At 67.1% G+C, this 26,262-nt stretch carries 24 protein-coding genes; 15 read left to right on the top strand and 9 right to left on the bottom strand.

Annotation, left to right across the window (positions count from 1 at the left end):
* Positions 1-32 precede the first annotated feature (32 nt).
* Both F615_RS0110375 and F615_RS0110370 read right to left on the bottom strand, forming a co-directional pair.
* Positions 33-1,184 carry a methyltransferase gene (locus F615_RS0110375; protein ID WP_019561118.1) on the bottom strand — a complete coding sequence of 384 codons (1,152 nt, stop codon included), beginning with the start codon at positions 1,182-1,184 and terminating at the stop codon, positions 33-35.
* Between the two features lie 84 nt (positions 1,185-1,268).
* A complete protein-coding gene (locus F615_RS0110370) occupies positions 1,269-1,961 on the bottom strand; it encodes a DUF6781 family protein (RefSeq protein ID WP_019561117.1) in 693 nt (230 codons plus the stop codon).
* 119 nt (positions 1,962-2,080) lie between these two features.
* On the opposite strand from F615_RS0110370, the gene F615_RS0110365 reads away from it, so the two are divergent.
* The gene (locus F615_RS0110365; RefSeq protein WP_019561116.1) at positions 2,081-3,031 is read left to right on the top strand and encodes an MBL fold metallo-hydrolase; all 951 of its coding nucleotides are present in this window, start codon (positions 2,081-2,083) and stop codon (positions 3,029-3,031) included.
* On the opposite strand, the gene F615_RS18255 is transcribed toward F615_RS0110365, so the two are convergent.
* On the bottom strand, positions 3,032-4,030 hold the full coding sequence (locus F615_RS18255) for a ProQ/FINO family protein (protein ID WP_019561115.1): 999 nt from the start codon (positions 4,028-4,030) through the stop codon (positions 3,032-3,034).
* Between the two features lie 128 nt (positions 4,031-4,158).
* Here F615_RS18255 and F615_RS0110355 point away from each other — a divergent pair, with 128 nt between their 5' ends.
* Positions 4,159-5,334 (top strand): YbfB/YjiJ family MFS transporter, encoded by a 1,176-nt coding sequence (locus F615_RS0110355; protein ID WP_019561114.1) that lies wholly within the window; start codon positions 4,159-4,161, stop codon positions 5,332-5,334.
* A gap of 36 nt (positions 5,335-5,370) precedes the next feature.
* On the opposite strand, the gene F615_RS0110350 is transcribed toward F615_RS0110355, so the two are convergent.
* The gene (locus F615_RS0110350) at positions 5,371-5,868 is read right to left on the bottom strand and encodes a MarR family winged helix-turn-helix transcriptional regulator (RefSeq protein WP_019561113.1); all 498 of its coding nucleotides are present in this window, start codon (positions 5,866-5,868) and stop codon (positions 5,371-5,373) included.
* Between the two features lie 153 nt (positions 5,869-6,021).
* On the opposite strand from F615_RS0110350, the gene F615_RS18250 reads away from it, so the two are divergent.
* From F615_RS18250 to htpG, 4 genes are all read left to right on the top strand, one after another.
* Positions 6,022-7,239 carry a cation:proton antiporter domain-containing protein gene (locus F615_RS18250; protein WP_019561112.1) on the top strand — a complete coding sequence of 406 codons (1,218 nt, stop codon included), beginning with the start codon at positions 6,022-6,024 and terminating at the stop codon, positions 7,237-7,239.
* Positions 7,240-7,271: 32 nt separating this feature from the next.
* Positions 7,272-8,402: a YbdK family carboxylate-amine ligase gene (locus tag F615_RS0110340; RefSeq protein ID WP_019561111.1), complete on the top strand. Its 1,131-nt coding sequence runs from the start codon at positions 7,272-7,274 to the stop codon at positions 8,400-8,402.
* A 263-nt stretch (positions 8,403-8,665) separates the two neighbouring features.
* Positions 8,666-11,734 (top strand): pullulanase-type alpha-1,6-glucosidase, encoded by a 3,069-nt coding sequence (pulA, locus tag F615_RS18245; RefSeq protein ID WP_019561110.1) that lies wholly within the window; start codon positions 8,666-8,668, stop codon positions 11,732-11,734.
* A 174-nt stretch (positions 11,735-11,908) separates the two neighbouring features.
* The gene (gene htpG / locus F615_RS0110330) at positions 11,909-13,777 is read left to right on the top strand and encodes a molecular chaperone HtpG (RefSeq protein ID WP_019561109.1); all 1,869 of its coding nucleotides are present in this window, start codon (positions 11,909-11,911) and stop codon (positions 13,775-13,777) included.
* Positions 13,778-13,781: 4 nt separating this feature from the next.
* Here htpG and F615_RS0110325 read toward each other — a convergent pair whose 3' ends face one another.
* The 3 genes from F615_RS0110325 to F615_RS0110315 form a co-directional block, all read right to left on the bottom strand.
* The gene (locus F615_RS0110325) at positions 13,782-14,786 is read right to left on the bottom strand and encodes a serine/threonine protein kinase (protein ID WP_019561108.1); all 1,005 of its coding nucleotides are present in this window, start codon (positions 14,784-14,786) and stop codon (positions 13,782-13,784) included.
* A 34-nt stretch (positions 14,787-14,820) separates the two neighbouring features.
* The gene (locus F615_RS19420) at positions 14,821-15,594 is read right to left on the bottom strand and encodes a DUF2726 domain-containing protein (RefSeq protein ID WP_019561107.1); all 774 of its coding nucleotides are present in this window, start codon (positions 15,592-15,594) and stop codon (positions 14,821-14,823) included.
* A 180-nt stretch (positions 15,595-15,774) separates the two neighbouring features.
* On the bottom strand, positions 15,775-16,524 hold the full coding sequence (locus tag F615_RS0110315) for a GNAT family N-acetyltransferase (RefSeq protein WP_019561106.1): 750 nt from the start codon (positions 16,522-16,524) through the stop codon (positions 15,775-15,777).
* 390 nt (positions 16,525-16,914) lie between these two features.
* On the opposite strand from F615_RS0110315, the gene rplM reads away from it, so the two are divergent.
* From rplM to erpA, 6 genes are all read left to right on the top strand, one after another.
* Positions 16,915-17,343, top strand: a complete 429-nt coding sequence (gene rplM / locus F615_RS0110310; RefSeq protein WP_019561105.1) for a 50S ribosomal protein L13 — start codon at positions 16,915-16,917, stop codon at positions 17,341-17,343.
* Positions 17,344-17,352: 9 nt separating this feature from the next.
* Positions 17,353-17,745 (top strand): 30S ribosomal protein S9, encoded by a 393-nt coding sequence (gene rpsI, locus F615_RS0110305; protein WP_019561104.1) that lies wholly within the window; start codon positions 17,353-17,355, stop codon positions 17,743-17,745.
* Positions 17,746-17,838: 93 nt separating this feature from the next.
* Complete coding sequence (gene argC, locus F615_RS0110300; protein ID WP_019561103.1) at positions 17,839-18,891, top strand: N-acetyl-gamma-glutamyl-phosphate reductase; 1,053 nt, start codon at positions 17,839-17,841, stop codon at positions 18,889-18,891.
* Positions 18,892-18,961: 70 nt separating this feature from the next.
* Positions 18,962-19,621, top strand: coding sequence for a DUF6776 family protein (locus F615_RS0110295; protein WP_232301002.1), 660 nt, complete (start codon positions 18,962-18,964; stop codon positions 19,619-19,621).
* Between the two features lie 132 nt (positions 19,622-19,753).
* A complete protein-coding gene (locus F615_RS0110290) occupies positions 19,754-20,182 on the top strand; it encodes a bactofilin family protein (RefSeq protein WP_019561101.1) in 429 nt (142 codons plus the stop codon).
* Between the two features lie 39 nt (positions 20,183-20,221).
* Entirely contained in the window at positions 20,222-20,587 is a 366-nt protein-coding gene (erpA, locus tag F615_RS0110285) for an iron-sulfur cluster insertion protein ErpA (RefSeq protein ID WP_026330221.1), read from the top strand.
* Between the two features lie 66 nt (positions 20,588-20,653).
* Here erpA and F615_RS0110280 read toward each other — a convergent pair whose 3' ends face one another.
* Both F615_RS0110280 and F615_RS0110275 read right to left on the bottom strand, forming a co-directional pair.
* Entirely contained in the window at positions 20,654-21,790 is a 1,137-nt protein-coding gene (locus F615_RS0110280; protein ID WP_019561099.1) for an anhydro-N-acetylmuramic acid kinase, read from the bottom strand.
* On the bottom strand, positions 21,787-23,160 hold the full coding sequence (locus F615_RS0110275; protein WP_019561098.1) for a M23 family metallopeptidase: 1,374 nt from the start codon (positions 23,158-23,160) through the stop codon (positions 21,787-21,789). The genes F615_RS0110280 and F615_RS0110275 overlap by 4 nt, the downstream gene beginning before the upstream one ends.
* A 299-nt stretch (positions 23,161-23,459) precedes the next feature.
* On the opposite strand from F615_RS0110275, the gene tyrS reads away from it, so the two are divergent.
* From tyrS to dtd, 3 genes are read left to right on the top strand one after another with little or no spacing between them, the layout of a single operon-like run.
* The gene (tyrS, locus tag F615_RS0110270) at positions 23,460-24,638 is read left to right on the top strand and encodes a tyrosine--tRNA ligase (RefSeq protein WP_051090230.1); all 1,179 of its coding nucleotides are present in this window, start codon (positions 23,460-23,462) and stop codon (positions 24,636-24,638) included.
* Between the two features lie 26 nt (positions 24,639-24,664).
* On the top strand, positions 24,665-25,558 hold the full coding sequence (locus F615_RS0110265; protein WP_019561096.1) for a cation diffusion facilitator family transporter: 894 nt from the start codon (positions 24,665-24,667) through the stop codon (positions 25,556-25,558).
* Positions 25,558-25,998 carry a D-aminoacyl-tRNA deacylase gene (gene dtd, locus F615_RS0110260; protein ID WP_019561095.1) on the top strand — a complete coding sequence of 147 codons (441 nt, stop codon included), beginning with the start codon at positions 25,558-25,560 and terminating at the stop codon, positions 25,996-25,998. Before F615_RS0110265 ends, dtd begins: the two co-directional genes overlap by 1 nt.
* Positions 25,999-26,262: the final 264 nt, after the last annotated feature.

Here is a 26,262-nt window from a genome sequence, read left to right as displayed (position 1 = left end):
AAAGGGCATTTTGGCCAAAATGGGCCCTGAGATCAGGGCCGAGGCTGCAAGCGCCACAGCGAGGTCACTTCCGCGCGCCGGGCCCGGAACAGGGGGTCGGAGGGATCGGCGGCCTTGGGGTGACGTGGGCGGATGTCGTGGCGGCCGGCCACCGAAAGGCCCGCCTCGGCGATCCAGCCCAGCAGTTGGGCGCGCGGACGCAGCCCCAGGTGTTCGGCCAGGTCGGACAGGATCAGCCAGCCTTCGCCACCGGGCGTGAGGTGATGCTTCAAGCCGGCCAGAAAGCCTCGCAGCATGCGGTGGTCGGGGTCGTAGACGGCTTGTTCCAGCGGCGTGTGGGCGCGCCCAGGCAGCCAGGGCGGGTTGCAGACGATCAGCGGAGCCCGGCCGGCGGGGAAGAGGTCGTCGCAGCACAGGGTCACGCGATCGGCCAGGCCCAGACGCTGCAGGTTGTCGCGTGCGCAGGCCACGGCGCGGGCCGAGGTGTCGGTGGCCACGAGGCGGCGCACGCCGCGGTGAGCCAACACGGCGGCCAGCACCCCGGTGCCTGTGCCCAGGTCAAAGGCCAGTTCGGGGGGTGGATGGGGCAGGGGCGCGCGGGCCACCAGATCGACATATTCCCCTCGCACCGGTGAGAACACGCCGTAATGGGCATGGATGCGCGCGCCCAGGGCCGGCACTTCCACGCCCTTGAGCCGCCATTCGTGTGCGCCGATGGCGCCCAGCAGTTCACGCAGCGACAGCACGCAGGGCGTCTCGCAAGGGCCGAAGGCTGCTTCGCAGGCGGTGCGCACCTCGGGTGCGCGGCGCAGTGGCAAGGTGTAGTGGGCTTCGAAGGGCAGCAGCACGAGGTTGAGCCGGCGGGCTTTTTCGGCCTGGGCTTTGCGCTGCAGGTGGAAGGTCTGGACGAGCGGTTCGATGCCTGGGGCCGCAGGCGGCGGCTGGCGCGGCGGGCGGTCGAGCCTGCGGGCGAGGGCGGCGAGCAACTGGCGGGCGTTGTGGTAGTCGCCGCGCCACAGCAGGCCGATGCCTTCGCTGCACAGGCGCAGCGCCGTGTGGGCCGTGGTCCGGTCGTCGGCCACCACGATGCGCTTGGGCGGGGGCAGGCCGGCTTCGCCATGCCAGCGGGCTTCACGGGGCTGGCCGCCTTCGGTCCAGCGCAGGACGGGGGGATCTGGGTGCATGCGCCACTGTAGCGCCTGTGGTCGCCTGCGGCTGCGGGGCGTCGAGGCGCAGGCACGCGTCGAGGCGCTTGCCGAGAGCGGATCTCAACGCTTGCGGGCGTCGGAGGCCGGTGCGGCCGCGCCGCGGGCTTGCTGCAGGCCCTCGGTCATGCCCAGGAGTACGCCGCTGACCAGGGTGGAATAGCCTTCGAGCAGAGCCTGGGCGGCGCGCAGGCCCAGGGCGCGGCCGTCGCGCAGGCCGTGGCGCGCTTGGGCCAGGAGCTGCTCGACGGTGGCCGTGGCCTGGGCGCCGGTGTCCGTGCCCTTGAGTTTCATGGCATCGAGCACGGGCTGCCAGGCGTTTTGCACGGGTGCGGCGGCATCCTGGACTGCTTTGCCCACGGCGGTGAGGAGCACGTCTTCCATCTTCTCGAGGTTGGCCAGCGCGGTCTTCAGCGGCCCTTGCTGCAGATCGGCCCCTTGTGAGACGAACTGTTGCAAGGCGGTGCGGTGCGCTTGCACGGCCTTGAGCAAGGCCGCATCCATGCCTTCGAAGGCTTGCTCGAGCAGCGCTTGCACTTCGGAGGCGCTGCCGGGGTTGCGTGCCGCACCGGCCGAGGCGGCCTGGGTGACGGCATGCAGCACGCTGCGCACGTTTTGCAAGGTGAGCTCGCGCCCTTGCAGGGCCTTGAGCGTGGCGGCGCTGACCGCTTGGCGCAAGGCTTCGCCTTGGCGCTGCGTGGCTTGGGCGAACAGCTCGATGAGGGCTTCGTGGTCGATGCCGGAGGGGGTCTTCATGGGCGGGTCCTGGTCGTGGCGGTGGCCGTCTCAGATTTATAGGCGCGATCGGCCGCATTGAACAGGGCAGGGGCATCACCGATGCCAGTCGCACAGGGCCAGGGCGGACAATCGGCACCATGGACTTCCTCGAGCATTGGGATGAGGGCATCACCGTCATCGACACCGGATTCGTGCGTGCGCGTTTCGATGCGGCCTATCTGATCGTCGAGAACGGGCGAGCGGCTTTCGTGGACACGGGCCCCAACAGCGCGGTGCCGCGCCTGCTGGCGGCCTTGCAAGCCCGGCAGATGGCGCCCGAGCAGGTCGATTGGCTGATCGTGACGCATGTCCACCTGGACCATGCCGGCGGTGCGGGATTGTTGCTGCAGCATTTGCCCAACGCCAAGCTGGTGGTGCATCCGCGGGGGGCGCGGCATTTGGTCGATCCGCGGCAGTTGATGGCCGGTGTGCGGGCGGTGTATGGGCCGGAGGTGGCCGAGCGCGACTATGGCGAGCTGCAGCCGGTGCCACCGCAGCGCGTGCTGGAAACCCACGATGGGATGGTGTTGGCGCTGGGCGGCCGAGCGCTGCTGGTGGCCGACACCCCGGGGCATGCACGGCATCATCACTGCATTTGGGATGAAGCCAGCCGCGGCTGGTTCACGGGTGACACCTTCGGCATCGCCTACCCGGATCTGCGCACCTCCACGGGGGGCTACGCCTTCCCGACGACCACGCCGGTGCAGTTCGAACCCGAGGCCTTGCTGGACTCGATCGATCGGCTTTTGGCGCGCGACCCGCAGGTGATGTTCCTCACCCACTTTGGCGCCACGCGCGAGGTGGCCCAGCACGCGGCGATGCTGCGTCGTCAGCTGGACGCCATGGTGCGCTTGGCGCGTTCGGTGGCCGAGCTCCCGGACCGCCATGCCCGACTGCGTGCCGCGCTGGCGGCACTGTACGGCGCCGAATATCGGCGTGCGGGCGGCGTGCTGGACGACGAGCGCCTGCAAGAGCTGCTCGAAGGCGATGTGGAGCTCAACGCCCAGGGGCTGGGCGTGTGGCTGGACAAGCAGGCGGCGGCCGCCTGATCAGTGGCGCGGGCCGCGAGGGCGGTCTGCGCCTTCGCGCTGGGCTGGGCGATCGCCGCTGCGGGGCGGGCGGTCCCTGCGAGGCGCTGGGCGCCGCTCGTCGCTTCCGCCTTGGGCCTCGCGCAGCAGGTGATGCATCTGCCCAGGGTGCATGTTTTTGCTGGCGGCGAAGTCGTTGATGCTCAGGCCGCTGGCTCGATAGGCTTGCACCAGCTCGGCCAGAAACGCTTGGCGCTGCGCACGCTCGGCGCGGGCCGTCTCCAGCAGGCCGTCCAGTGCTTCGGGCGCGATGCCTTTGAGCGCACAAAAATTCTCGCGGGTCAGCGTGGTCGTCTCATAGGCGCGCAGCAGGTTGGCGCGGAACTGGCGCTCGGCGCGTTGGGCTTCGCGGCGCTTGGCGCGGGCCTGTTCTCGTTGGGCCTCTCGTGGCGCGTCGTGTCGGGCCTTGTGGCGCTTGGGGTCTGGCGGCTCGGCGGCCGCCGCCTCGGCCACAGCGGCTTGCGGCTCACGTACCCCTTGGGCGGAGCCGCGGCGCTGTTGGCGACGCTTGAGCAAGGTTTCCAACGCGATGCGGCGATGTTCCTCGCTCAACGCTGCGGCGGGCTGCCCGTCCAGATCGAATCGATGTGTGCCGGTGCTCACCGCCTTGAGATAGGCATCGCTGAGCGTGTAGCGGCGGAAAAAGGCCGACAGCACGGGCTTGGGAAACACGCCGGGCGCGCGCGCCTCGATGTCGGCATGGATGCGCAGCTTCAGCGGTTTGGGCTCGCCGCCGAACAGGGCGGGAAAGCGCGCGCGCAACTCCTCGGCGCAGGCTTTGACCGTCATGGCAGGCGCCGAGGGCGAGATGTCGCGGCCCTCGGGGGCGTCGGTCCCGGATTCGGGCCTGGCGTCGGTAGGGCCGTCGCCCTGAACGGACGCGGCTGGCGACGTGGCAGGTGCGTGCGGCGGCTCGTCGGCCGCGTCGGGGATGGGGGGGTGGGGGGTGTCGGCGTTCATGACGGTTCGTCGGCGTGAAGGGGAGATTGTCGCCGCTTCGCCGGCCCGGTGTCTTGCGCGGATGGTGGCCGCGGCTTGCTGCTTCGCTGCGGCAGGGGCCAGTCCGGGACCCCTTAGGATGTGGCCCCATGGATGCGCAGCGTGCGAGTTCGGCACCTTGGGTCAGCGTCGTGGGCATGCTGGGCTTGGCTTCGGGCATGGGCATTGGACGCTTCGCGTTCACGCCCATGCTGCCGTTGATGCAGGCCGAGGGACTGAGCTTGCTTGCTGGCGGCCAATTGGCCGCGGCCAACTACCTGGGCTATCTGGCCGGAGCCTTGGCCTGCATGGTGGTGAATCCTCGTGCCGGTGCGGCGGCGCGGGCCGGGTTGCTGGGCGTGGCCGGATGCACGCTGGCGATGGCGGCGTCGCCGGGACTGCAAATGGCCTGGTTGTGGCGTTGGGCCGCTGGCATGTGCAGTGCCTTCGTGCTGGTGGGCGTGTCGGCCTGGGCCATGGGCTGGCTGGCGCAGGCCGGGCGCTCGGGGGCCGTGGGCGGCCTGTTTGCCGGCGTGGGTCTGGGCATGGCGGCCGCCGGCGGCATCGCTTGGCTGGCCGGGGTGGGGGGCTGGCCGGCCGCGCCCACCTGGGCAGGGTTGGGTTTGCTAGCCCTGGCCGTGGGCTTGCTGGCTTGGCAGCCTCTGGGGCATGAGGTCCCAGCCACGGCACACCACGTGCCTGCGCGGCCCCAGCGTGTGCCACGAGCGGTGTGGCCGCTGGTGGCCTGTTATGGCGCCTTGGGCTTCGGCTACATCCTGCCGGCCACGTTCCTGCCGGCGCTGGCGCGGCTGTGGGTGGACGATGCGCGCGTCTTCGGCGCGGTTTGGCCGGTGTTTGGCGTGGCGGCGGCTGCATCGACCATGGCGGCCGCGCCGCGGCTGGCGCGTCACGGTGCGCGCCGCGTGTGGGCCGCCGCCATGGGCGTGATGGCCGTGGGCGTGCTGCTGCCGGTGGTTTCGACCCGGCCCCCGGCCCTCGTGCTGAGCGCCGTGTGCGTGGGAGGCACCTTCATGGTGGCCACGATGGCCGGTTTGCAGGAAGCCCGGCGCCTGGCCGGTGCGGCCGCCACCCGTGCGATGGCCGCGATGACCGCCGCTTTTGCCACCGGTCAGTGGCTGGGCCCGCTGACGGTCGGCGTCCTGGCGCGCGCCGACGATCCGATCACCAGGCCCAGCCTGTTGGCCGCGGCCGTCTTGCTGTCGGCCGCGGCAGTGCTGGCCGCAAGGACGGCGCCGGCCGCGTCTCGGTCCGGGCCGACCCGATGAGGAGGAGCGCAGGGGCGGCTCGCGTGAGCGAGCCGCTCAGGCGTCAGCCAGCGGCACGTCACGCCCATCGGGGGCCTGCAGCGCCATCAGGCCGATCACCTGTTCGAGCAGATGATTGAGTTGCGCCAGGGCCGGCGGATCCAGGCGGCCCAGCGCATCGGGCAAAATGCCAGCCACCGGCTGGGGGGCGGATTGCGCGATGCGCGCACCCGCTTCGCTCAGGAACAGGCTGACCACACGCTGGTCGCGCTGGTCGCGCCGGCGCTCAATGAGCCCCTTGCGGTCCAGCGATTCGACCAGGTTGCTGGCCGTGGCCTGTTGGATGCCCAGGGCCTGGGCCAGCTGGGTGACGCGGATTCCCGGTTGGGCCTGGATGGTCACCAGGCACCACAATTGGGACCCACTGACGCCGGTGGCTTCCTGGACTTGCTGGAAGTGCTGCTTGATCGACCGCACGATCATGCGAAAGCTGCGCAGCGCGCGCAGCACTTCGGCGGGCAGGCTGGGATTTGCGACGTTGGGAGGGGAGACCATGAATGTGGCTAGGAGATGAGGCAACGAGCCCTGCCAATGTATGGCATGGTCCCCCCATAACGCGTCAGCGCGCACCAGGTTGACGCCTCGATGGTCTCGTGTGGGCAAGGTTGCCGCCGGCCTCACAGAAAAGGAAAGAAAGGGAACAGCACGATGCTCGAATCCATCCTGGCCACCTTGGGGATCGACCCGTCAGGCTCCAGCGGTCTGTTGTGGGGCTCGCTGGTCATCATCGTCGGCGCTTTGGTGGGTGAGGCGGTGTTTCGTCGGTTGGGGCTGCCGCGCGTGGTGGGCTATGCCTTGGCCGGCATGGGGGTCGGCCTGGCCGGCTATGGGATGGCCGGCGGGGGGCTGTCGGCTTCCTTGCGTGTCATCGTCGACCTTGCCCTGGGCCTGCTGCTGTTCGAGCTGGGCTCGCGGGTCTATCTGCGCTGGTTGCGCATCAATCCCTTCTTGCTCGTGACCAGCTTGGCCGAGTCGCTGCTGACCTTCGGCGCGGTCTATCTGGCGATGCGCTGGGCTGGGTTGGACGCGCCGGCGGCCGCAGCGCTGGCGGTGCTGGCCATCCCGTCCTCGGCGGCGGTGATCGCGCGGGTGGCTTCCGAGTTTGGTGCGGCCGGGCAGGTGACCGAGCGGGCCTCGATGATGACGGCTTTGAACACGCTGTACGCCGTGTTCGCCAGCAAGCTGCTGCTGGCCTGGCTCGACCTGGACACCGGCCAGAATCCGGTGCAAGCCATCGTGCAGCCCCTGTACGTGGTGGCCGGCTCGGTGCTGGTGGCCGGCGGGCTCGGCTATGCCGTGGCCCGCGTGGCCCGTGGCCTGGATCTGCGCAATGAGAACTCCACCTTGCTGCTGCTGGGCCTCATCACGCTGGCCCTGGCCGTCACGCAGGTGCTCAATGTGTCCACGCTGCTGGTGCCGCTGATGGCCGGCCTGTGGCTGCGCAACACCACCGAGCGGCCGTGGGTGTGGCCGCGGCATTTCGGCACGGCCGGTGGGGTGCTGGTGCTGCTGTTGTTCGTGATCGTCAGCACCTCGTGGTCGCCGGCGGCCTTGGCGGCTGGGGCCGGCCTGGCCGTGCTGGCCATGGGGGTGCGCCTGGCGGCCAAGGCCGGGGCGGTGCTCACGCTGGGCTGGTTCAGCGGGCAGTCCGTCCGCCAGGGCCTGGGCCTGAGTCTGGCGCTGACGCCGCTGTCGGCCACGGCCCTGGTGCTCTTCGTCGATCTGCAAGCGTCGCATGCGGCCTTTGCGGCGCAGATCGCCCCCGTGGCCCTGAGCGCCGTGGCGCTGATGGAGTTGCTCGGGGCCCTGGCCGTGCTGGCTGCCCTGCGCGGTGCCCATGAGATCACCCCACAGCGCGGGCTCTGAGCGCGCCCCGAATTCTCCCGAGGACCCTGCCCATGAGTCTGGAAGCCTTTGCCCCCTCCGAACCCCTGACCCTGGGTGTCGAGCTCGAACTGGCCATCGTCAATCGGCACGACTACGACCTGTCGCCCAGCTCGGCCGACCTGCTGCGCCTGATGGCCAAGCGCAAGATCCCCGGCGATGTGAAGCCCGAGATGACCGACAGCATGATCGAGCTGTCCACCGGCATCTGCCGCCACCATGCCGACGCCCTGGGCCAGCTCACCGAGATCCGCGATGCGCTGGTCGAATGCGCCCGCAAGCTCAACGTGGGCTTGTGCGGCGGCGGCACCCACCCCTTCCAGGACTGGAGCGAACGGCGCATCTTCAACACGCCGCGCTTTCACATGCTCTCCGAGCTGTATGGCTATCTGTCCAAGCAATTCACCATCTTCGGCCAGCATGTGCACGTGGGCTGCCCGGGGCCGAACGAGGCCCTGGTGCTGCTGCATGGCCTGTCGCGTTTCATTCCCCATTTCATTGCGCTGTCGGCCTCCAGTCCCTACGTCCAGGGCACCGATACCGGGTTTCACTCGGCGCGCTTGAACTCGGTGTTTGCGTTTCCGCTGTCGGGGCGTGCTCCGTTTTGCACGACATGGGAGGACTTTCGCCTCTTTTTCGAGAAGATGACGCGCACCGGGGTGGTCCAGAGCATGAAGGACTTTTACTGGGACATCCGACCCAAGCCCGAATACGGCACCATCGAGGTGCGCGTGCTGGACACCCCGCTGACGATCGACAAGGCCGCGGCCTTGGCGGCTTATATCCAGTGCGTGTCGCGCTGGCTGACCGTAGAACAGCCCTACGAGTTGGCCGAAGACGACTACCTCGTCTACACCTTCAACCGCTTCCAGGCCTGCCGGTTCGGTCCGGAGGGCACCTTCGTGGACCCCAAGAGCGGCGAACATCGCAGCCTGCGCGAGGACATCCTGGCCACCCTGGCGCGGCTGGAGTCCCATGCCATCGAGCTCAAGGCCGAGGCGGCGCTGGACTACCTGCGCCTGGAGCTGGAGCGCCATGGCAACGATGCCACCTGGGCGCGTCAAGTCCACGCCCGTGAACACCTGTTGCCCGAGCTCGTGCGACGACAGTGCGAGCGCTGGGCGGGGGAACGCGGAGATGATTGAAAGTAATTTGACTACATCGACTCCAGTGTAGGGCTTTGGGCTCGTGAGGGGGTGCGGTTCAGCGCTTCGCCCGACACATCCACAAATTTCCTTTTGTTATCAATCACTTAGCGGGTCCTTCTCCGGTTTGCGCATTCTAGGGTTTGTCCCAGGCTTGATTTTGTAGTTTTACTTCGTGACCATCGCGCTCACTGACTCTGGAGGGTCGCGGTCCAGGCTTTGCCCATCGCGGCCCTTGCCGGGATCGAACTCAGGAGACGATGATGACGAACGGGACGAAATGGGGCTGGAGCCGCTGGGCGATGGCGCTGGCGATGGCCGCCGTGGGCGGCCTGCTGGCTGCCTGTGGGGGCGGGGGCGGGGGCGGCGACGGCGGTGGCCATGACGAAGCCGCTGCGGTGCCGCCGGGGACCTTGCGGGTGCACTACCAGCGTGCTGCCGGTGACTATGACGGCTGGGGGGTGTATGCCTGGCGCGGGCCGACCACCCCCTCCAGTGGCTGGCCCGGCTCGCCGCGTTTCGTATTCACCGCCTCCGACGGCTTCGGCCGCTATGTGGACATTCCCGTCGATCCATCGCTGGGCCGCATGGATTTCCTGTTGAACCGGCCCCTCAGCGCCTCCGAGGCCGAGAAAGACCAAGACTGCGACCGTGTGGCCACCTTCGCCGCGGACATTGCCACCCGAGGGCAAGAGATCTGGCTCAAACAGGGCGATTGCGCCACCTACGACAGCGCCCAGGCCGCCAGTGGCGTGAACATCAACCATGCCCGCGCGATGTGGCTGTCGGCCTCGCGCCTGGTCTGGCCCAACCTGCCGGCCGGCGGCGAGCTGCGCTTGTACCATGCGGCCCAAGGCGGCATCACCGTCGGTGCCGCGGGCGTTCAGGGGGCGGACGGTTTTCACACGCTGAGCCCCACCACGCTGGAGGCCGCGCTGCGCGAGCGCTTTCGCCATCTGGCGTCCGCACCGGCGTTTGCCGTGCCGGTTGCGGCACAGGCCGAGGTGCGCTCGCTGCTCAAGGGACAGCTCGTCGTGGCGCGCCTGTTTCAGGGCCAAGTCACCCATGCCACGCAGTTGCAGATCCAAGGGGTGCTGGACGATGTGTATGCCGCCCAGGCGCGCATCCAGACCCTGGGGGTGAGTTTCGACGGGCAAGGCCGCCCGGTCTTTCGCCTGTGGGCGCCCACGGCGCGCTCGGTCGAGCTGGCCGTGGATGGTCAGCCCCTGCGCCCGATGACCGAGGATCCCAACTCCGGCGTGTGGAGTTACACCGGCGAGACCTCCTGGGTGAACGACGCCTACTACACCTACCGGGTGCAGGTGTATTCACGGCAAGACGGCGGCGTGGTCACCAATACCGTGACCGATCCCTACGCGCTCACGCTCAATGCCAACAGCGAGAAGGCGATGGTGGCGCGGCTGTCCGATGCGATGTTCAAGCCCACCGGCTGGGACGGTCATGCCATCCCGCCGCTGCAGGCGCCCTCGGACAGCGTGATCTACGAACTGCACGTGCGCGATTTCTCGGCCAACGACGCCAGCGTGCCGGCGGCTCATCGCGGCAAGTACACCGCGTTCGCGCAAGCCAACACCGATGGGGTGCGCCACCTGCAGGCCCTGGCTGCAGCGGGGCTCACGCATGTGCACCTGCTGCCCACCTACGACTTGGCCACCATTCCCGAGACCGGCTGCGTGACGCCGACGATCACCGCGGCCGGCCCGACCAGTGAAGTGCCCCAGGCCACGGTGGCAGCGACCAAGGATGAGGATTGCTTCAACTGGGGCTATGACCCGCGCCACTATGGCGCGCCCGAAGGCAGCTACGCCAGCGACGCGGCCGACGGGGCCGTGCGCGTGCGCGAGTTCCGTCAGATGGTCCAAGCCCTGCATGGCATGGGCCTGCGCGTGGTGCTGGACGTGGTCTACAACCACACCAGTGGCAATTTCCTCGACCGCATCGTGCCGGGTTATTACTACCGCCTCAACGGCGACGGCTTCATCGAGCGCTCGACCTGCTGCGAGAACACCGCCCCCGAATACGCGATGATGGAAAAGCTCATGATCGACACGCTCAAGACCTGGGCGGTCGAGTACAAGGTCGATGGCTTCCGCTTCGACATCATGGGCCACATTCCGCTGGCGGCCATGCAAGCGGCCCGCACCGAAGTCGATGCGGCTGCTGGACGCCCCTTGCTCTATTACGGCGAGGCATGGAACTTCGGCGAGGTGGCCGACGACCGGCAGTTCGTGCAGGCCCGACAGGCCAACTTGCGCGGCACGGGCATTGGCTCCTTCAGTGACCGCATCCGCGACGCCATCCGCGGCGGCGGCCCCTTCGACGCCGGCGACGACGTGCTGCGCCGCCAGGGGTTCGCCAACGGACGCTGCTACGACAACAACGCGCTCAATGGCAGCACCTGCACCTCCGACCAGCGCAGCGAGCTGCACTATCAGCAAAACCTCATCCGCTTGGGGCTGGCCGGCAGCGTGCACGACTTCGTGCTCAATGGCAGGTTGGCGTCCTCGTACGACTACGGCGGCCAAAGCGCCGGCTACACCGCCGACCCGTACGAGGTGATCAACTATGCGGGCGTGCACGATGGTGAAACGCTCTTTGACATCAACCAGTTCAAGCTGCCCTCCACCACCACGGCGAGCGAGCGTGCACGGGCCCAGGTCGTGGCGCTGGGCACGGTGCTGATGGGCCAGGGCATCCCCTTCCTGCATGCGGGCGACGAGCTGCTGCGCAGCAAGAGCCTGGACCGCGACAGCTACAACGCCGGCGACTGGTTCAACCGCATCGACTGGTCGGCCACGACCAACTTCTTCGGCACCATGGGCCTGCCCTCGGCCGAGAAAAATCAGGCCGAGTGGGACCGCATGCGCCCGATCCTCAGCAATGCCAACATCCCGCCGTCGGCCGCCGACATCCGCGCCACCCGCGACGCCGTGCTGGACCTGCTGCGCGTGCGCCGCGACACCACCATGCTGCGTCTGCGCAGCGGGGTCGATGTGCGCGAGTGCGTCAGTTTCCCCGATGCGGCCGACCAGCGCGACGGCCTGATCGTCATGCGCATCGTCGGCCGCAAGAGCGACGGCAGCCCGTGCGGTGACGGTCGCTATGCCAACCTGGTGGTGCTCATCAATGCTGCACCGGCCGATCAGACCTATTCGGTGGCCGCCCTGGCCGGCCGCAGCCTGAGCCTGCACCCCGTGCTGGCCAATGGCAGCGATGCCCGGGTTCGGGGCGCGAGCTTTGCCTCCGGCAGCGGCCTCTTCACCGTGCCGGGCCGCAGCGTGGCCGTTTTCGTGGAGCCGGCTGGCCCCTGAGCCGGGGGCCGCCCTCCTCCTCGTGAGCGCGGGACCCCGAGGCCGGTCCCAGCGTGTTGCCCGCCCGCCGAGGGCGGGTTTTTTTCTTGGGGAGGGCCCTTGAAGTGCCGCCGAGCGCCCCCATGTGGCCGCCTCATCGGCGCCACGCCTGCCATTTCACCATCCGAAGACGTCATGGACAAGCAAACCCTCTCTTTTCAAGCCGAAGTCAAGCAGCTGCTGCACCTGGTCACGCACTCGCTGTATTCGAACAAGGAGATCTTCCTGCGCGAGCTGATCTCCAACGCGTCGGACGCCTGCGACAAGTTGCGCTTCGAGGCCTTGCACAACAACGCGCTGTACGAAGACCAGCCCAATCTCGAAATCCGCGTCCACTTCGACAAAGCCGCGCGCACCATCACCATCAGCGACAACGGCATCGGCATGAGCGCGGAGGAAGCCATTGCCAACTTGGGCACCATTGCCAAGAGCGGCACCCGCGAATTCATGGACCGGCTCTCGGGCGACCAGCAAAAAGACGCCCAGCTCATCGGCCAATTCGGCGTGGGCTTCTACAGCGGCTACATCGTGGCTGATCGCATCACCGTGGAATCCCGCCGCGCCGGCCTCAAGCCCGAGGAGGGCGTGCGCTGGAGCAGCGATGGCACCGGCGAGTTCGAGGTCGAAACCATCACCCGCGCCCAACGCGGCACCGACGTCATCTTGCACCTGCGCGAAAGCGAGCTCGACTTTCTCAGCCGCTGGCGCCTGAAGTCCATCATCGGCAAATACTCCGACCACATTTCCCTGCCCATCCTGATGCGCAAAGAGGAATGGGACAAAGACAAAGGCGAGTACGTCCTGAAAGACGAATGGGAAACGGTCAACCAGGCTGCCGCGCTGTGGACGCGCCCCAAGAGCGACATCACCGAAGAGCAATACCACGAGTTCTACAAGCAGATCAGCTACGACACCCAGCCGCCGCTGGCCTACACCCACAACCGCGTCGAAGGCCGCACCGAGTACACGCAGCTGCTGTACATCCCGGCCAAGGCGCCGTTCGACCTGTGGAACCGCGACAAGCGTGGCGGCGTCAAGCTCTACGTCAAGCGCGTCTTCATCATGGACGACGCCGAGGCCTTGATGCCGGTCTATCTGCGCTTTGTCAAAGGCGTGGTCGACAGTGCCGATTTGCCGCTCAATGTCTCACGCGAGCTGCTGCAGGAAAGCCGTGACGTCAAAGCCATCCGCGAAGGCTGCACCAAGCGCGTGCTGTCCATGCTGGAAGACCTGGCTGAGAACCACAAAGACAAGTACGCCCAGTTTTGGAGGGAGTTCGGCGCCGTGCTCAAAGAGGGCGTGGGCGAGGACAACGCCAACCGTGATCGCCTGGCCAAGCTCTTGCGCTTTGCCTCCACGCATGCCGACGAGGGCGTCTCGCTGGCCGACTACGTCTCGCGCATGAAAGAAGGCCAAGAGGCGATCTACTACATCACGGCCGACACCTTGGCCGCAGCCAAGAACAGCCCGCAGCTGGAAATCTTCCGCAAGAAGGGCATCGAGGTCTTGCTGCTGACCGACCGCGTCGATGAGTGGATGCTCAACTACCTCTACGAGTTCGACGGCAAGCCGCTGCACAGCGTGGCCAAGGGCGCGGTGGACCTCGGCGCGTTGCAAGACGAAGAAGAGAAGAAAAAAGCCGAACAGGCCGCTGAGGCTTTCAAGCCCATCGTCGAGCGCCTGAAGGAAACCCTCAAGGACAAGGCCAAGGACGTGCGCGTCACCACTCGCTTGGTGGACTCTCCGGCCTGCTTGGTGGCCGACGAAGGCGAGATGAGTGCCCATCTGGTGCGCTTGCTCAAACAAGCCGGCCAGAAGGCGCCGCAGACCCGCTTCATCCTGGAAATCAACGCCGATCACCCGCTGGTCAAACGGCTGGACGGCAGCGATCGCTTCGAGGACCTGGCCCACATCCTCTACGACCAAGCCTTGCTGGCCGAAGGCGGGCAGCTCGACGACCCGGCGGCCTACGTCAAGCGCGTCAACGCCTTGCTGGTGGGCTGAGCCCTCACACCGCCAGCGGCGGCTCGGCCATGGCCTCCAGCTGCTCGCGCAGCTGGACCACCTGGCCGCTCCACCAGGCCGAGCTGCCGAACCACGGAAACGCCGCAGGGAAGGCCGGGTCGTCCCAGCGCCGTGCCAGCCAGGCGGCAAAGTGCAGCTGGCGCAGCGTGCGTAGCGCCTCCACCAGGTGCAGCTCGCGCCGCTCGAAGGGCATGAAGTCCTCGTAGCCGGCCAGCACTTGGCTCAGTTGGTGCGTCCGGGCGCTGCGGTCGCCGGACAACAGCATCCACAGATCCTGCACCGCCGGGCCCATGCGCGCATCGTCCAGATCCACGAAATGCGGCCCGGCGTCGGTCCACAGGATGTTGCCCACATGGCAGTCGCCGTGCAGGCGCAGCATGGCCACCGGGCCGGCGGCCTCGAAGCAGCGCCGCACGCCGTCCAGCGCGGCCTGTGCCGCGGCCGTCCAGGCCGGTGCCACATCGGCAGGCACGATGCCATGATTCAGCAGCCAGGCCAGCAGCTCCTCGCCGAAGCCATGCACGTCCAGCGTCGGCCGATGCACGAAGGGCTGCCGCCGCCCCACGGCATGCAGCCGGCCGAGGAAGCGGCCCAGCCTTTGCAGCGTCCATGCGTCGTCCAGCTCGGGCGCGCGCCCGCCATGCCGTGGGCTCACCGAAAAACGAAACCCTTCGAACTCACCGAGGGTGCGGCCGGCCAGCGCCTCGGACAGGACGCAAGGCGCCACCACCGGGATCTCGGCCTGCGCCAGCTCCCAGGCAAAGGCATGCTCTTCCAGAATTTGCGCATCGGTCCAACGCTGCGGACGGTAGAACTTCACCACCACGCTGCCACCGTCTTCCAGGTGGCACAGGAACACGCGGTTTTCGTAAGAGTTGAGCTGCAACAAGCGACCGTCGCCGCGCAGTCCGGCATGCTCCAAGGCATCGAGCACCAGATCGGGGGTCAGACGGGCATAGGCGTGAGCAAGGGGATGGGCGTCGTGCATCCCCACATGCTACGCGCGACGGACGTGCGGCGGCTCAACGCCGCGAGCCCGCAGGCTCGGGGTCGTCGACCACCACACCGCCGATGTCGCCGCGCAACGAGGCGGCCGAAGGGGCTCCGGTGGCCGCCGGCAGCGGCGTGAAACCGCTTTCGACCAGACCGTCCAGCCGGCTGTCGGGCGCAAAGAACGAGTCTTGGGCCAAGGTCGAGTCTTGCCACAGCGCGCTGCGCTGCTGGCGGCGCTGCTGCACCGTGCGCGCCAGCGTGTGGCGCGCATTGTCCAGCGGCGACGGCGCACTGGAGGCCCCACGCGTGGCCGGCATCGGCAAGGGGCCATCGTGCAGCACCAAGCGCTGGATCTCCAGCAGCGAGGGCAGGTCATCGACCATGAAGCACAAATAACGCACTCGGCAGGCGTTGAGCACGGCGGTCTTGATGGCCGTGGCGCGGCGCGACCCCCCGCGCGGCCCCTCGATGTCGATGGCCGCGATCACCCGCCCATTCAGATTGCAAATGGCAAAGGTGACATGCAAATGGCTGATGAATCGATGCCAATAGCCGGCCCGCTCGGGCTCGCTGGCCTGGGTGAAGCGCGTCAACGGCAGTTTCACCAAAATGGCATGTTCCGGGAACGCCTCGCGCAACTGGCGGTACATGCGCCGCTCGTCGGCCGTGAACACCGGACGCAAGGTCAGGGGCCATTCACGCGGCAGCGCCTCGCTGCGATGCCTGTGCGTGATCCAAAGGCTCAGGCCCGCGCCCAGCAGCACGGAACTCACCACGACGAGGATCAGGGTCAGGGATTGCATGGCCAGTGCATTGCGCAGGCCCGCCGCATCCGGGAGAACGGGGGGCAACGTGCGCCACCGCGCTCGCCCGTGGGGCCGTCATGAAGCCGATATGCTAATGGCCCGCGAGGCGGGTGGCCATCGTTCAGTTGAGGGGCCGCCCCGCGCGGCGTCGGGGCGCCAGGCCGCAGCCAGCGGGGGTCAACTGCTGCTGGGGTGATGCGGTCCGATGTTGGTCTTCACTTCGGCCAGAGCATCCAGCCATTCGGCAAAGCGCCGGGCGTGGAGCTTGAGCCGATAGTCCATTTCCGCGGCCTGGGTTTCCAGCAGTGCCTCGAAATGGGTGGCCAGCGTGTCCGGTGGCAATTTCAGCCAGGCTTGGGATTCGCTGCCGTCGCGCACCACGGTGGCGCCCGCTTTGCGGGCGATCTTCAGCATGGCCGTGTTCTCGCTCAAGGCATGGATGTACAGCGTATCGACCTGCCGGTTGCGGGCGTGCATCACGGCCCGTTGAAACAGCCGGGCTCCATAGCCGCGGCCGCGGGCCGACTTCGACACCGACACCCCGAATTCGACCATCGCCGGCCGGCCGCGGACCTGTTGCGGGGCCTGGTAGGCCAGGTGAGCCACGGCAATCAGCTGCAAGCGTCGGTTGAAGATGCCAAAGATCTCGTCGCGCTCGAAATCGAGCTTGCGCACGTACTGCTCGATCTGTTCGTCGCTGGCCGGATAGCCGAAGCGCAGGTAACGATCATGGGCATCCAACCCCAGCAGGTGGGCCAGGATGCGCGGACGGTGCCGAGCTGCCAGTGTGCGGATCGGCACCCAGTGGGCCAGCCAAGCGCGGGTCGTCTCGGGGCCCGCCGCCGGGGGCTGCGCTTCGGCCGCAGGCCGGTCGTGCCGGTCCAGGCCATACTTCGGACGGCTCAGGATGTCGCCGGGATAGCCCATGACATGCTCTCCAATAAGGGTAAACCCTAGTATGCCTGGAAAACGTCCGCCTGACCATCCCTGGGCTCGGTTTGCCGCGCTGGACCGTGCGGTCTTTCTCGAATCGCACCCCGGTCTGGCCGGTGATCTTCAGAACCTGTATACTTGCGCGTTTTCCCGTGTGCAACCCCGGGAAAAGCGCGACGAAAGCCAGGGCTGCCACCGTCGGGTGGCGGTGTGCGGCGGGTCTGATCTTCTTGCGGGTCTTCTTGCGGATCTTGCTTGAGGCATCGAGGCGGCGTGGCGTAGGGAAGATGGCCGTGGTCATGGGCCTAAGAGGCTGCACATCACAAGCAGCACCGACCGCCCTCACCCAGCTTCCAGGGTTGCGACTGACTGATCGGAACTTCCATGAAAACCTTCAGCGCTAAGCCCGCTGACGTGAAGCACGATTGGTTTGTGATCGACGCCACCGACAAGGTGCTCGGACGAGTGGCCAGCGAAGTCGCTCTGCGCCTGCGTGGCAAGCACAAGCCCATCTACACGCCGCACGTCGATACGGGCGACTACATCATCGTCGTCAACGCCGACAAGATCCGCGTCACCGGCAACAAGGCCGAAGACAAGATCTACTACCGTCACTCCGGCTATCCGGGTGGCATCTATGCCACCAAGTTCAAGGACATGCAGGCCAAGCATCCGGGGCGCGCCCTGGAGAAGGCGGTCAAAGGCATGCTGCCCAAGGGGCCCCTGGGCTACGCGATGATCAAAAAGCTGAAGGTGTACGCCGGTGCCGAGCACCCGCACACCGCCCAGCAGCCCAAGACGCTGGAAATCTAAGGAGCGGCGATGATCGGCAATTGGAACTATGGCACGGGTCGGCGCAAATCGTCGGTGGCCCGCGTCTTCCTGAAGAAGGGTACGGGCCAGATCCTGGTCAACGGTCGCCCGGTGGATCAGTACTTCGGCCGCCAGACCTCCATCATGGTGGTCAAGCAGCCCTTGGTGCTCACCAACAACGAAGGGGCTTTCGACATCAAGGTCAATGTCCACGGCGGTGGCGAATCCGGCCAGGCCGGGGCGGTGCGTCATGGCATCACCCGCGCCCTGATCGACTATGACGCCTCGCTCAAGCCTGCGCTCAGCCAGGCCGGCTTCGTGACCCGCGATGCCCGCGAGGTCGAGCGCAAGAAGGTGGGTTTGCACAAAGCCCGTCGTCGCAAGCAGTTCAGCAAGCGCTGAGACCGCGCTTCTGTTGCGCCTTGCTCGCACCCAGGCCGCCTTCGGGCGGCCTGGGTGCTTCTACAATGCCTCTTCTTCGCCGGAGTGAGGTTCATGATCAAAGTCGGTATCGTCGGAGGCACGGGCTACACCGGGGTGGAGCTGCTGCGCCTGTTGTCGCAGCATCCCCAGGTGACCATCACGGCCATCACCTCGCGCAAGGAGGCGGGCATGCCGGTGTCGGACATGTACCCTTCGTTGCGCGGTCGGGTGGATCTGGCATTCACCACTCCCGACGAGGCCCGCTTGAACGAATGCGACGTGGTGTTCTTCGCCACGCCGCATGGCGTGGCCATGGCACAGGCGCGCGAGCTGGTGGCCGCAGGCGTCAAGATCATCGATCTGGCGGCCGATTTTCGCTTGAAGGACACGGCCGAATTCGAGCGCTGGTATGGCATGCCCCATGCCTGTCCCGACCTGTTGGCCGAGGCGGTGTACGGCTTGCCCGAATTGCATCGGGAGGCCATCCGCAAGGCGCGCATCGTGGGCAACCCGGGGTGCTATCCCACCAGCGTCCAGCTCGGTTTCGCCCCGCTGCTCAAGACCCCGGGCCTGGTCGATGCGGCGCACCTGATCGCCAACTGCGCTTCGGGGGTGTCCGGCGCAGGCCGCAAGGCCGAGGTGCATACCCTGTTGGCCGAAGCCGCCGACAACTTCAAGGCCTATGGGGTCAAGGGGCATCGTCATGGCCCCGAGATCAACCAGCAATTGCGTGTGATCGCCGGGGTGCCCCTGAATTCTCCCGAGGTGCACTGCGTGTTCGTGCCGCACCTCATCCCAGCCATTCGCGGCATCCACTCCACGCTTTACGCCCGCCTCACGCCACAGGGTCAGCAGACCGACTTGCAGGCCTTGTTCGAGGACCACTACCGCGCAGAACCCTTCGTGGACGTGATGCCGGCCGGCTCCGCGCCCGAGACCCGCTCGGTGCGAGCCTCCAACTTCGTTCGCATCGCCGTGCACAAGCCCGCGCCAGACCTGGCCATGGTGCTCGTGGTGGAAGACAACCTCACCAAGGGCGCCGCAGGCCAGGCCGTGCAATGCATGAACCTGATGTGCGGCCTGGACGAAACCACGGGGCTGCTGCAGGTGCCCGTCCTGCCTTGAACCTTGCCATTGGAGCCTGCCATTGCGCTGGAAGTTGATCAGGCGGCGGCTGTCCATCAGTGCCCCGCGCATGATCGTGCGCAGCCATTTGCCTTGGCCGCTGCGCTGGGCCGCCGTGGCCTTGATGCTGGGGTTTTCCGGCGCCATTGCGCTGTGGGCCTTTGAACTCGGCAAAGACATCGCCGGGCTCGATCGTGTCGAGCGCGCGGAATTGGCCCGCCTGAAGGTCGAGCTGCAGCAGCTGCGTGCCGAGCGTGAGCAGGCCCAATCGATCGCCAACACGGCCGAGAGCTTGCTGAAGATGGAGCGCGCGGCCCAGGAGCGCTTGGCCGAGCGGATACGCCAGCTCGAAGCCGAAAACATGGCCTTGCAGGATGACCTGGGCTTTTTCGAACGTCTGTTGCCCGCCACGAGCGGCCCCTTGGCGCTGCGAGGCTTGCAAGCCGAAATCGTGCAGCCCGGACAAATGCGTTACCAATTGCTCATCATGCAAAATGGCCGCACCCAGCCGGAGTTTCGCGGACGCTACGAGCTACGGCTCGTGGGCACGCTCGAGGGTCGCCCCTGGGCGCAGGCCAAGGCGGACGGCCGTCGTGAGGTGCTTGTCAAACATTACAAACGTGTGCAGGGGATCATCGACTTTCCCCCGGCGGCCGTGGTACAACAGCTCGAGGTCCGTCTGACCGATGCCGACGGCACGGTGCGGGCTCAGCAAACGCTCAAGCTCTGAGCCGCGGCGGCCGTGCCCACCGAAGCGCCATGCGCCGGGGCGGGCACGACACATTGACACATCGACATTTGTACGAGCGACCCAGGCGGCGCTGCCACGCGGCCTCGGGTGGCCACCACGTTGGAGAGCACCATGTTCGGACGCAAAAAGCAGCCCCCCATCCGCACCCTCATTGGCGAAGGAACGCGCGTCGAAGGAAGTGTCGTCTTCACGGCGGGGCTGCGCATCGACGGCGAGGTGCTGGGTGACGTGGTGGCCCACGGGGAGGACATGCCCAGCGTGCTGGTCATCAGCGAGAAAGCCCGGGTTCGCGGCAAGGTCAAGGCCGGCCATGTCATCATCAATGGCATCGTCGAAGGCTCCGTGGAAGCCGATCATCTCCTCGAACTGCAGCCGCGTGCCCGCATCATCGGGCCGGTGTGTTACGAATCCCTGGAGATGCACCAGGGGGCCACGATCGACGGCGAGTTGCACCCGCTCAAAGGCGATGGGGCCGCCACCGGCTCGGAGTCGGCCGGCAGCGGCTCTGCTGCGTTGAAGCTGGCGTCCAATCACGGATAATTGCATCAACGGGCCGCGACTGGCCCATCAGGAGTTTGCATGAGTGCCGCCCTTGAGTCCCCTACCGCCGAGATGCCCGCCCCGCTGATCTTCACCGACAGCGCTGCCGAAAAAGTCAAGCAACTCGTCGATGAGGAGGGCAATCCCGACCTGAAGCTGCGCGTGTTCGTGCAAGGCGGCGGCTGCTCGGGATTTCAATATGGCTTCACCTTCGACGAGGTCGTCAACGAAGACGACACCCAGATGCAGAAAAACGGCGTCACCTTGCTGATCGATGCGATGAGCCTGCAGTACCTGGTCGGCGCCGAGATCGACTACAAGGAAGACCTCCAAGGCGCCCAGTTCGTGATCAAGAACCCCAATGCCACCACGACCTGTGGCTGCGGGTCGAGCTTCTCGGTCTGAGCGGTTGGCTCGTTTCGATCGCATGCGGCGCGCCCCAGGGCGCGCCGTTCGTTTTTTTGGGGTGTCTCAGGCGTGATACCAGGCGCCGAGTACGCGCGGTCCGGCCGCTCCGGTGACGGCCGGTCGATTGCCTGCCAGGCCGTGCAGACGGGCTCGGGCCAACCAGGCGAAAGCTGCGGCTTCCACCTGTAGCGGGGGCAGGCCGTGGCGCCCGGAGTCTTGCACCACCACCCCGGGCAGTCTGGCGGCCAGGCGAGCCATCAAGTCGGCATTGAGCGCACCGCCGCCGCAGACGATGAGTTCGCGCGTGGCAGGGGCATGGCGCCGCACATGATCGGCCGCGCAGGCGGCCGTGAACTCACACAGGGTGGCCTGCACGTCCACCGGCGCGCATGGCGGCCCGGCCTCGAGCCGTGCCTGGAGCCAGTGGGTATCGAAGAGCTCGCGTCCCGTGCTTTTGGGGGGAGGGGCCGCCAGCCAGGGTTCGGCCTGCATCGCCTGCAGCAGCCAGGGCAGCACCCGCCCCTGGGACGACCAGCGGCCTTGCGCGTCATACGGCTGTCCGAGATGGCGTTGGCACCAGCCGTCCAGCAACACATTGCCCGGGCCACAGTCGAAGCCGCTGAGCTCGCCGGCGGGGCCCAGCAGGCTGAGATTGGCCATGCCGCCCACGTTCAACACCGCCACCCACACGCCCGGGCGGCAGAAGCAGGCGGCATGAAAGGCGGGCACCAGCGGGGCGCCTTGGCCGCCGGCGGCCACATCACGGCTGCGCAGGTCGGCCACCACGTCCAGGCCGCACAACTCGGCCAACAAGGCGGCATTGAGCAGTTGCACGGTATAGCCTTGTCCGTCGAATTCACCGGGCCGGTGGCGCACCGTCTGACCATGGGCGCCAACGGCCCGCACGGCCCGGCGCAGCGAGGCCGGCAGGGCGTGCAGCAGGCGCTGCACCACTGCGGCATAGACCCGCGCCAGCGCATTGGCCGCCAGCGCCGCGCGGTGCAGCTCGTTGTCGCCTGGCCGGTTCAGCGCCAGCAAGTCCGCGCGAAGATCGGGCGGCAGCGGCTCGGCCTCATGGGCCAAGACATGCAGACCCGAGGCCTCGTCCGGGCCGAAACGCACGGCCACGCCATCGACGCCGTCCAGCGAAGTGCCCGACATCAAGCCGAGGAACACCTCGCCATCGGAAGAGGCGCTCATTCAGCCTGGGCGAACTGTTGCTGCGAAGCCAGGGCCAGCTGTTGCCGGTAGGCCAGGGCCTGGGCCTGGAACTGCGCCCGCGATGCCGCAGCGATGGAGAAGGCCTCGGAGCTGCGGGCCACGCGCAGCGGGTCCACATGCTGGCCGTTTTCACGGATCTCGAAGTGCAGGTGCGGGCCCGTGGCCCAGCCCGTGGCCCCGACGGCCCCGATGTGCTGACCTTGCTCGACGCGCTGGCCTTGACGCACGTTCAGGCGACTGAGGTGGGCGTATACCGTGACCCGACCGCCGGCATGGCGGATGAAGATCACATTGCCATAGCCGTTTTGCCACCCGGCGAACTCGACCACCCCATCGGCCACGGTGCGCACCGGCGTGCCCGTGGGGGCGGCGTAATCGACCCCCAGGTGACGGCGCCAGGTTTTCAGAATCGGGTGAAAACGCAGCGCAAATCCGGAGGACACCCGCGAAAACTCCATGGGCGAGGCCAGGAAGGCGCGCCGCAGGCTTTCGCCCTTGGCATCGAAGTAAGCGGCCTTGCCCAACACCGGGTCGCGGAACCAATAGGCCTCATGAACCCGCCCGGCATTGATGAACTGAGCGGCCAGCACACGCCCGGCGGCTTGGTTCCAGGTGATGGGCTCGCCGTCGGCTTCCAAGGATTCGAAGATCACCGCGAAGGCATCGCCTCGGCGCAGGTCGCGCCGAAAGTCGATCTCGTTGGCGAAGATCTCCGCCATCTGGATCGTGACGGTGTCGGGGATTTGCGAGGCCGCCGTGGCAGCCCACAGCGAACTTTCGATCGTGCCGCTGCGCAAGGCCACGCGAGAATTCAATTCGGCTTGCTCCAGCCGCGCGGCAAAGCCTTCGCCCGCACGCTCGATCGTCAGGCGGGTGAAATGGGTGGCAAATTGCTCGGGCTTTTCAGCCGGGTAGCGAGCAATGAGCCGATGCAGTTGACCGGACGGGCCGACCTGGGCTTGCACCATCTTGCCTGCACGGCCTTGCATCAGGCGGCGTGCCGTGGGGTCGTTGCGCAAGAAGGCGGCAGCCTGGGCATCGGTGACGTTCAGCCGTGCCAGCAGGGTGTCTACCGTGTCGGTGCTGCGGGTGAGCTCATTGCGGGTGAGCAGCAGCTCGAACTCGCCCAGGGCTTCGAGCTGGCTGTGCCAGTGGGGGGGCTCGACCTGCTCGGCGATCAGCCGCTGCGGCAAATCGGCCGCATCGGGGGCCAGCGGCGCCACACCAAAGGCTGTGACGGCCGTGCCGAACAGGGCGGCCAGCACGACGCCGGCCAGACTGCGGTGATGACGATGCGCCCACAAGACGGCGCGACGCGCTTCGCGCTCCCAAGACTGTAGCAACTTCACGGATCGACCGATTGCTGTGGGGCGACACGCCGCACCGGTTGAACCGGCCCGGGGCCCCGCCCGCGAGTTGAACTCCCTGGTGATACTGCGGAGGGACCGTGCCACTCCACTAGAATCAGATTCCGAGGCGCCTGCCAGAGGCTGTTTACAAAGCGCAGCAGTATAACAACCGCCTCATGCGCCAACCCTCTGAAATAACCCGTATGTCCTCCTCCTCGGCTCAGTCTTCCGTGTCCGGCAGCCCTTCCTTGTCACACCCGTCGTCGCCTTACCCCGTGACTGACAAAGTGCGCGAGGCGATGAACATTTCGTTACGCGGTTGCGAGGAATTGTTGCCGCAAGAAGACTGGCTGCACAAACTCGCTCGATCTGAAGCAACTGGCGTGCCACTGCGCATCAAGCTGGGCCTGGACCCGACCGCGCCGGACATCCACCTGGGGCACACGGTCGTGCTGAACAAAATGCGCCAGCTCCAGGACTTGGGGCACACGGTGATTTTCTTGATCGGCGACTTCACGTCGATGATCGGCGACCCGTCGGGGCGCAACACCACGCGCCCGCCGCTGACGGCCGAGCAGATCCGCGCCAATGCCGAGACCTACTATCGCCAGGCCAGCCTGGTGCTGGACCCGGAAAAAACCGAGATCCGCTACAACTCCGAATGGAGCGATGCGCTTGGCGCGCGCGGCATGATCCAGCTGGCGGCCAAGTACACCGTGGCGCGCATGATGGAGCGCAACGACTTCCACGACCGCTTCAAGGCCGGCACGCCGATTTCGGTGCACGAGTTTCTCTATCCCTTGATGCAAGGCTATGACTCGGTGGCCTTGCGCGCCGATCTGGAACTGGGCGGCACCGATCAGAAGTTCAATCTGCTGATGGGGCGGCACCTGCAGCAGGAGTATGGGCAAGAGCCCCAGTGCATCCTGACCATGCCGCTGCTGGAGGGGTTGGACGGCGTGGAGAAGATGTCCAAATCCAAGGGCAATTACATCGGCATCACCGAGCCGGCCAATGACATGTTCGGCAAGCTCATGTCCATCAGCGACACGCTGATGTGGAAGTACTACACCTTGCTGAGCTTCCGCAGCGAGGCCGACATCGCCGCCCTGAAAGCCGAAGTCGAGGCCGGGCGCAATCCGCGCGATGCCAAGGTGATGCTGGCCAAGGAAATCACGGCCCGCTTCCATGGTGCGGCTGCGGCCGAGGCCGCCGAGCAAGATTTCATCCACCGCGCCAAAGGCGGCATTCCCGATCACCTTCCCGAGGTGCAGCTGGCGGGCGCGCCGATGGGCATTGGGGCCTTGCTCAAACAAGCGGGGCTGGCGCCGTCCACCAGCGAGGCGCTGCGCCTGATCGAGCAAGGCGGTGTGCGCATCGACGGGGCCGTGGTGTCCGACAAGGCGCTCAAAGTGCAGGCCGGCCGCTTCGTGGTGCAAGTGGGCAAGCGCAAGTTCGCGCGGGTGACGCTGGCCTGAACCCGGGCGGATCATCGGCCGCTGCGATGAAGGTCGCCCACTATCTGCGAGCGTCCATCGCCGCGGCGGTGGCCACCATCGTGCTGAAGACCGCGGCCTGGTGGCTCACCGGCTCCGTGGGGCTGTTGTCCGACGCCATGGAGTCATTCGTCAACCTCGCTGCGGCCGTGTTTGCGCTGGCCATGGTGACGATCGCCCATGCCCCAGCCGACGAAGACCACCCCTTCGGTCATGGCAAGGCCGAATACTTCTCCAGCGGGTTTGAAGGGCTGCTCATTCTGGGGGCGGCGCTGGCCATCATCTGGGCGGCCGTGCAACGTCTGCTGCTGCCCGAGCCCCTGGACCGCCTGGGCCTGGGGGTGGCCTTGTCGATGGTGAGTTCGGCCATCAACGGGGGCGTGGCCTGGATGCTGTTGCGCGCGGCGCGCGAGCACGACTCCATTGCCTTGGAGGCCGATGGCCGACACCTCATGACCGATGTGTGGACCTCCATCGGAGTGGCCGCAGGCGTGCTGTTGGTGTCGCTGACGGGCTGGTGGTGGCTGGACCCGCTGCTGGCCATCGCGGTGGCGCTGAACATCACGCGCGAAGCCTGGGGGCTGCTGCGCCGATCGATCGATGGGTTGATGGATCGGGCGCTGAGCGAAGCCGAGCAAGCAGCGATTCGACGCGTGCTGGCCGAACACGTCCGCGAGGGGATTCGCTTCGATCACCTGCGCACGCGACGGGCGGCGCGCGACAAGTTTTGCCAGTTCCATATGCATGTGCCTGGGCGCTGGAGCCTGTGGCTGGCCGCGTCGCGCCGCGCCGCGGTCGAGCGTGCGCTCAGCCAAGCCGTGCCCGGCCTGAAGGTGACCATCGAACTGCTGCCCCAGTCGGTCGAGCCGGCAGGCTTGCAGGAGACGCAGGAGCAGGCCTGATGTTGGCTGTGGTGCAAAGGGTGCGGCAAGCCCATGTGGAAGTCGCCGGCGAAGTGGTCGGCGCCATCGGTCAGGGCTTGTTGGTGTTGGTGTGTGCACAGCCTCAGGACACCGAGGCGCAGGCCACGCGCTTGGTGGACAAGCTGCTCAAGCTGCGCATCTTTTCGGATGAGGCCGGCAAGATGAACCGCAACGTGGTGGACGTGGGCGGCGGGTTGTTGATCGTCTCGCAATTTACCCTGGCGGCCGATGTGTCCGGTGGCAACCGTCCCAGCTTCAGCGGGGCGGCTCCGCCGGCGCAGGCGCGGGCCTTGTACGAGCAAGTCCTGGCCTGCGCCCGCGCCCGTCACAGTCCCGTGGCCGCTGGAGTCTTCGGGGCGGACATGCAGGTGCATTCGGTCAATGACGGGCCGGTGACCATCCCGATCACCCTGGCGTGAGCCGTGCACGGGGCGCCATGGTGGGCGCTGGCCCGGTGCGCATTTCCCCCAAAAGGGGGATGAGGGGCCCTCAGGAAACGCTGATCAAGCCCCGCGCCGCGGCGAGATTGTCCTGCGCGGGGCGAAACGGAGCGTTTTTGGCGCGTTCTACGGCCTCGAGGGCCTTACTGGCGGGCCCTTCGGCGCCCGCCCGGGCCATGATGGGCCCATTACGGGCGCACCAATGCCGGCACGCGCCGTGCGGCCATGTACAGGTTGACCATC

It is taken from the genome of Caldimonas manganoxidans ATCC BAA-369 (assembly GCF_000381125.1).
GTDB lineage: Bacteria > Pseudomonadota > Gammaproteobacteria > Burkholderiales > Burkholderiaceae_C > Caldimonas > Caldimonas manganoxidans.
The sequence above is the reverse complement of the archived record's forward strand: the minus strand, read 5'-3'. Positions and strand labels throughout refer to the sequence as shown.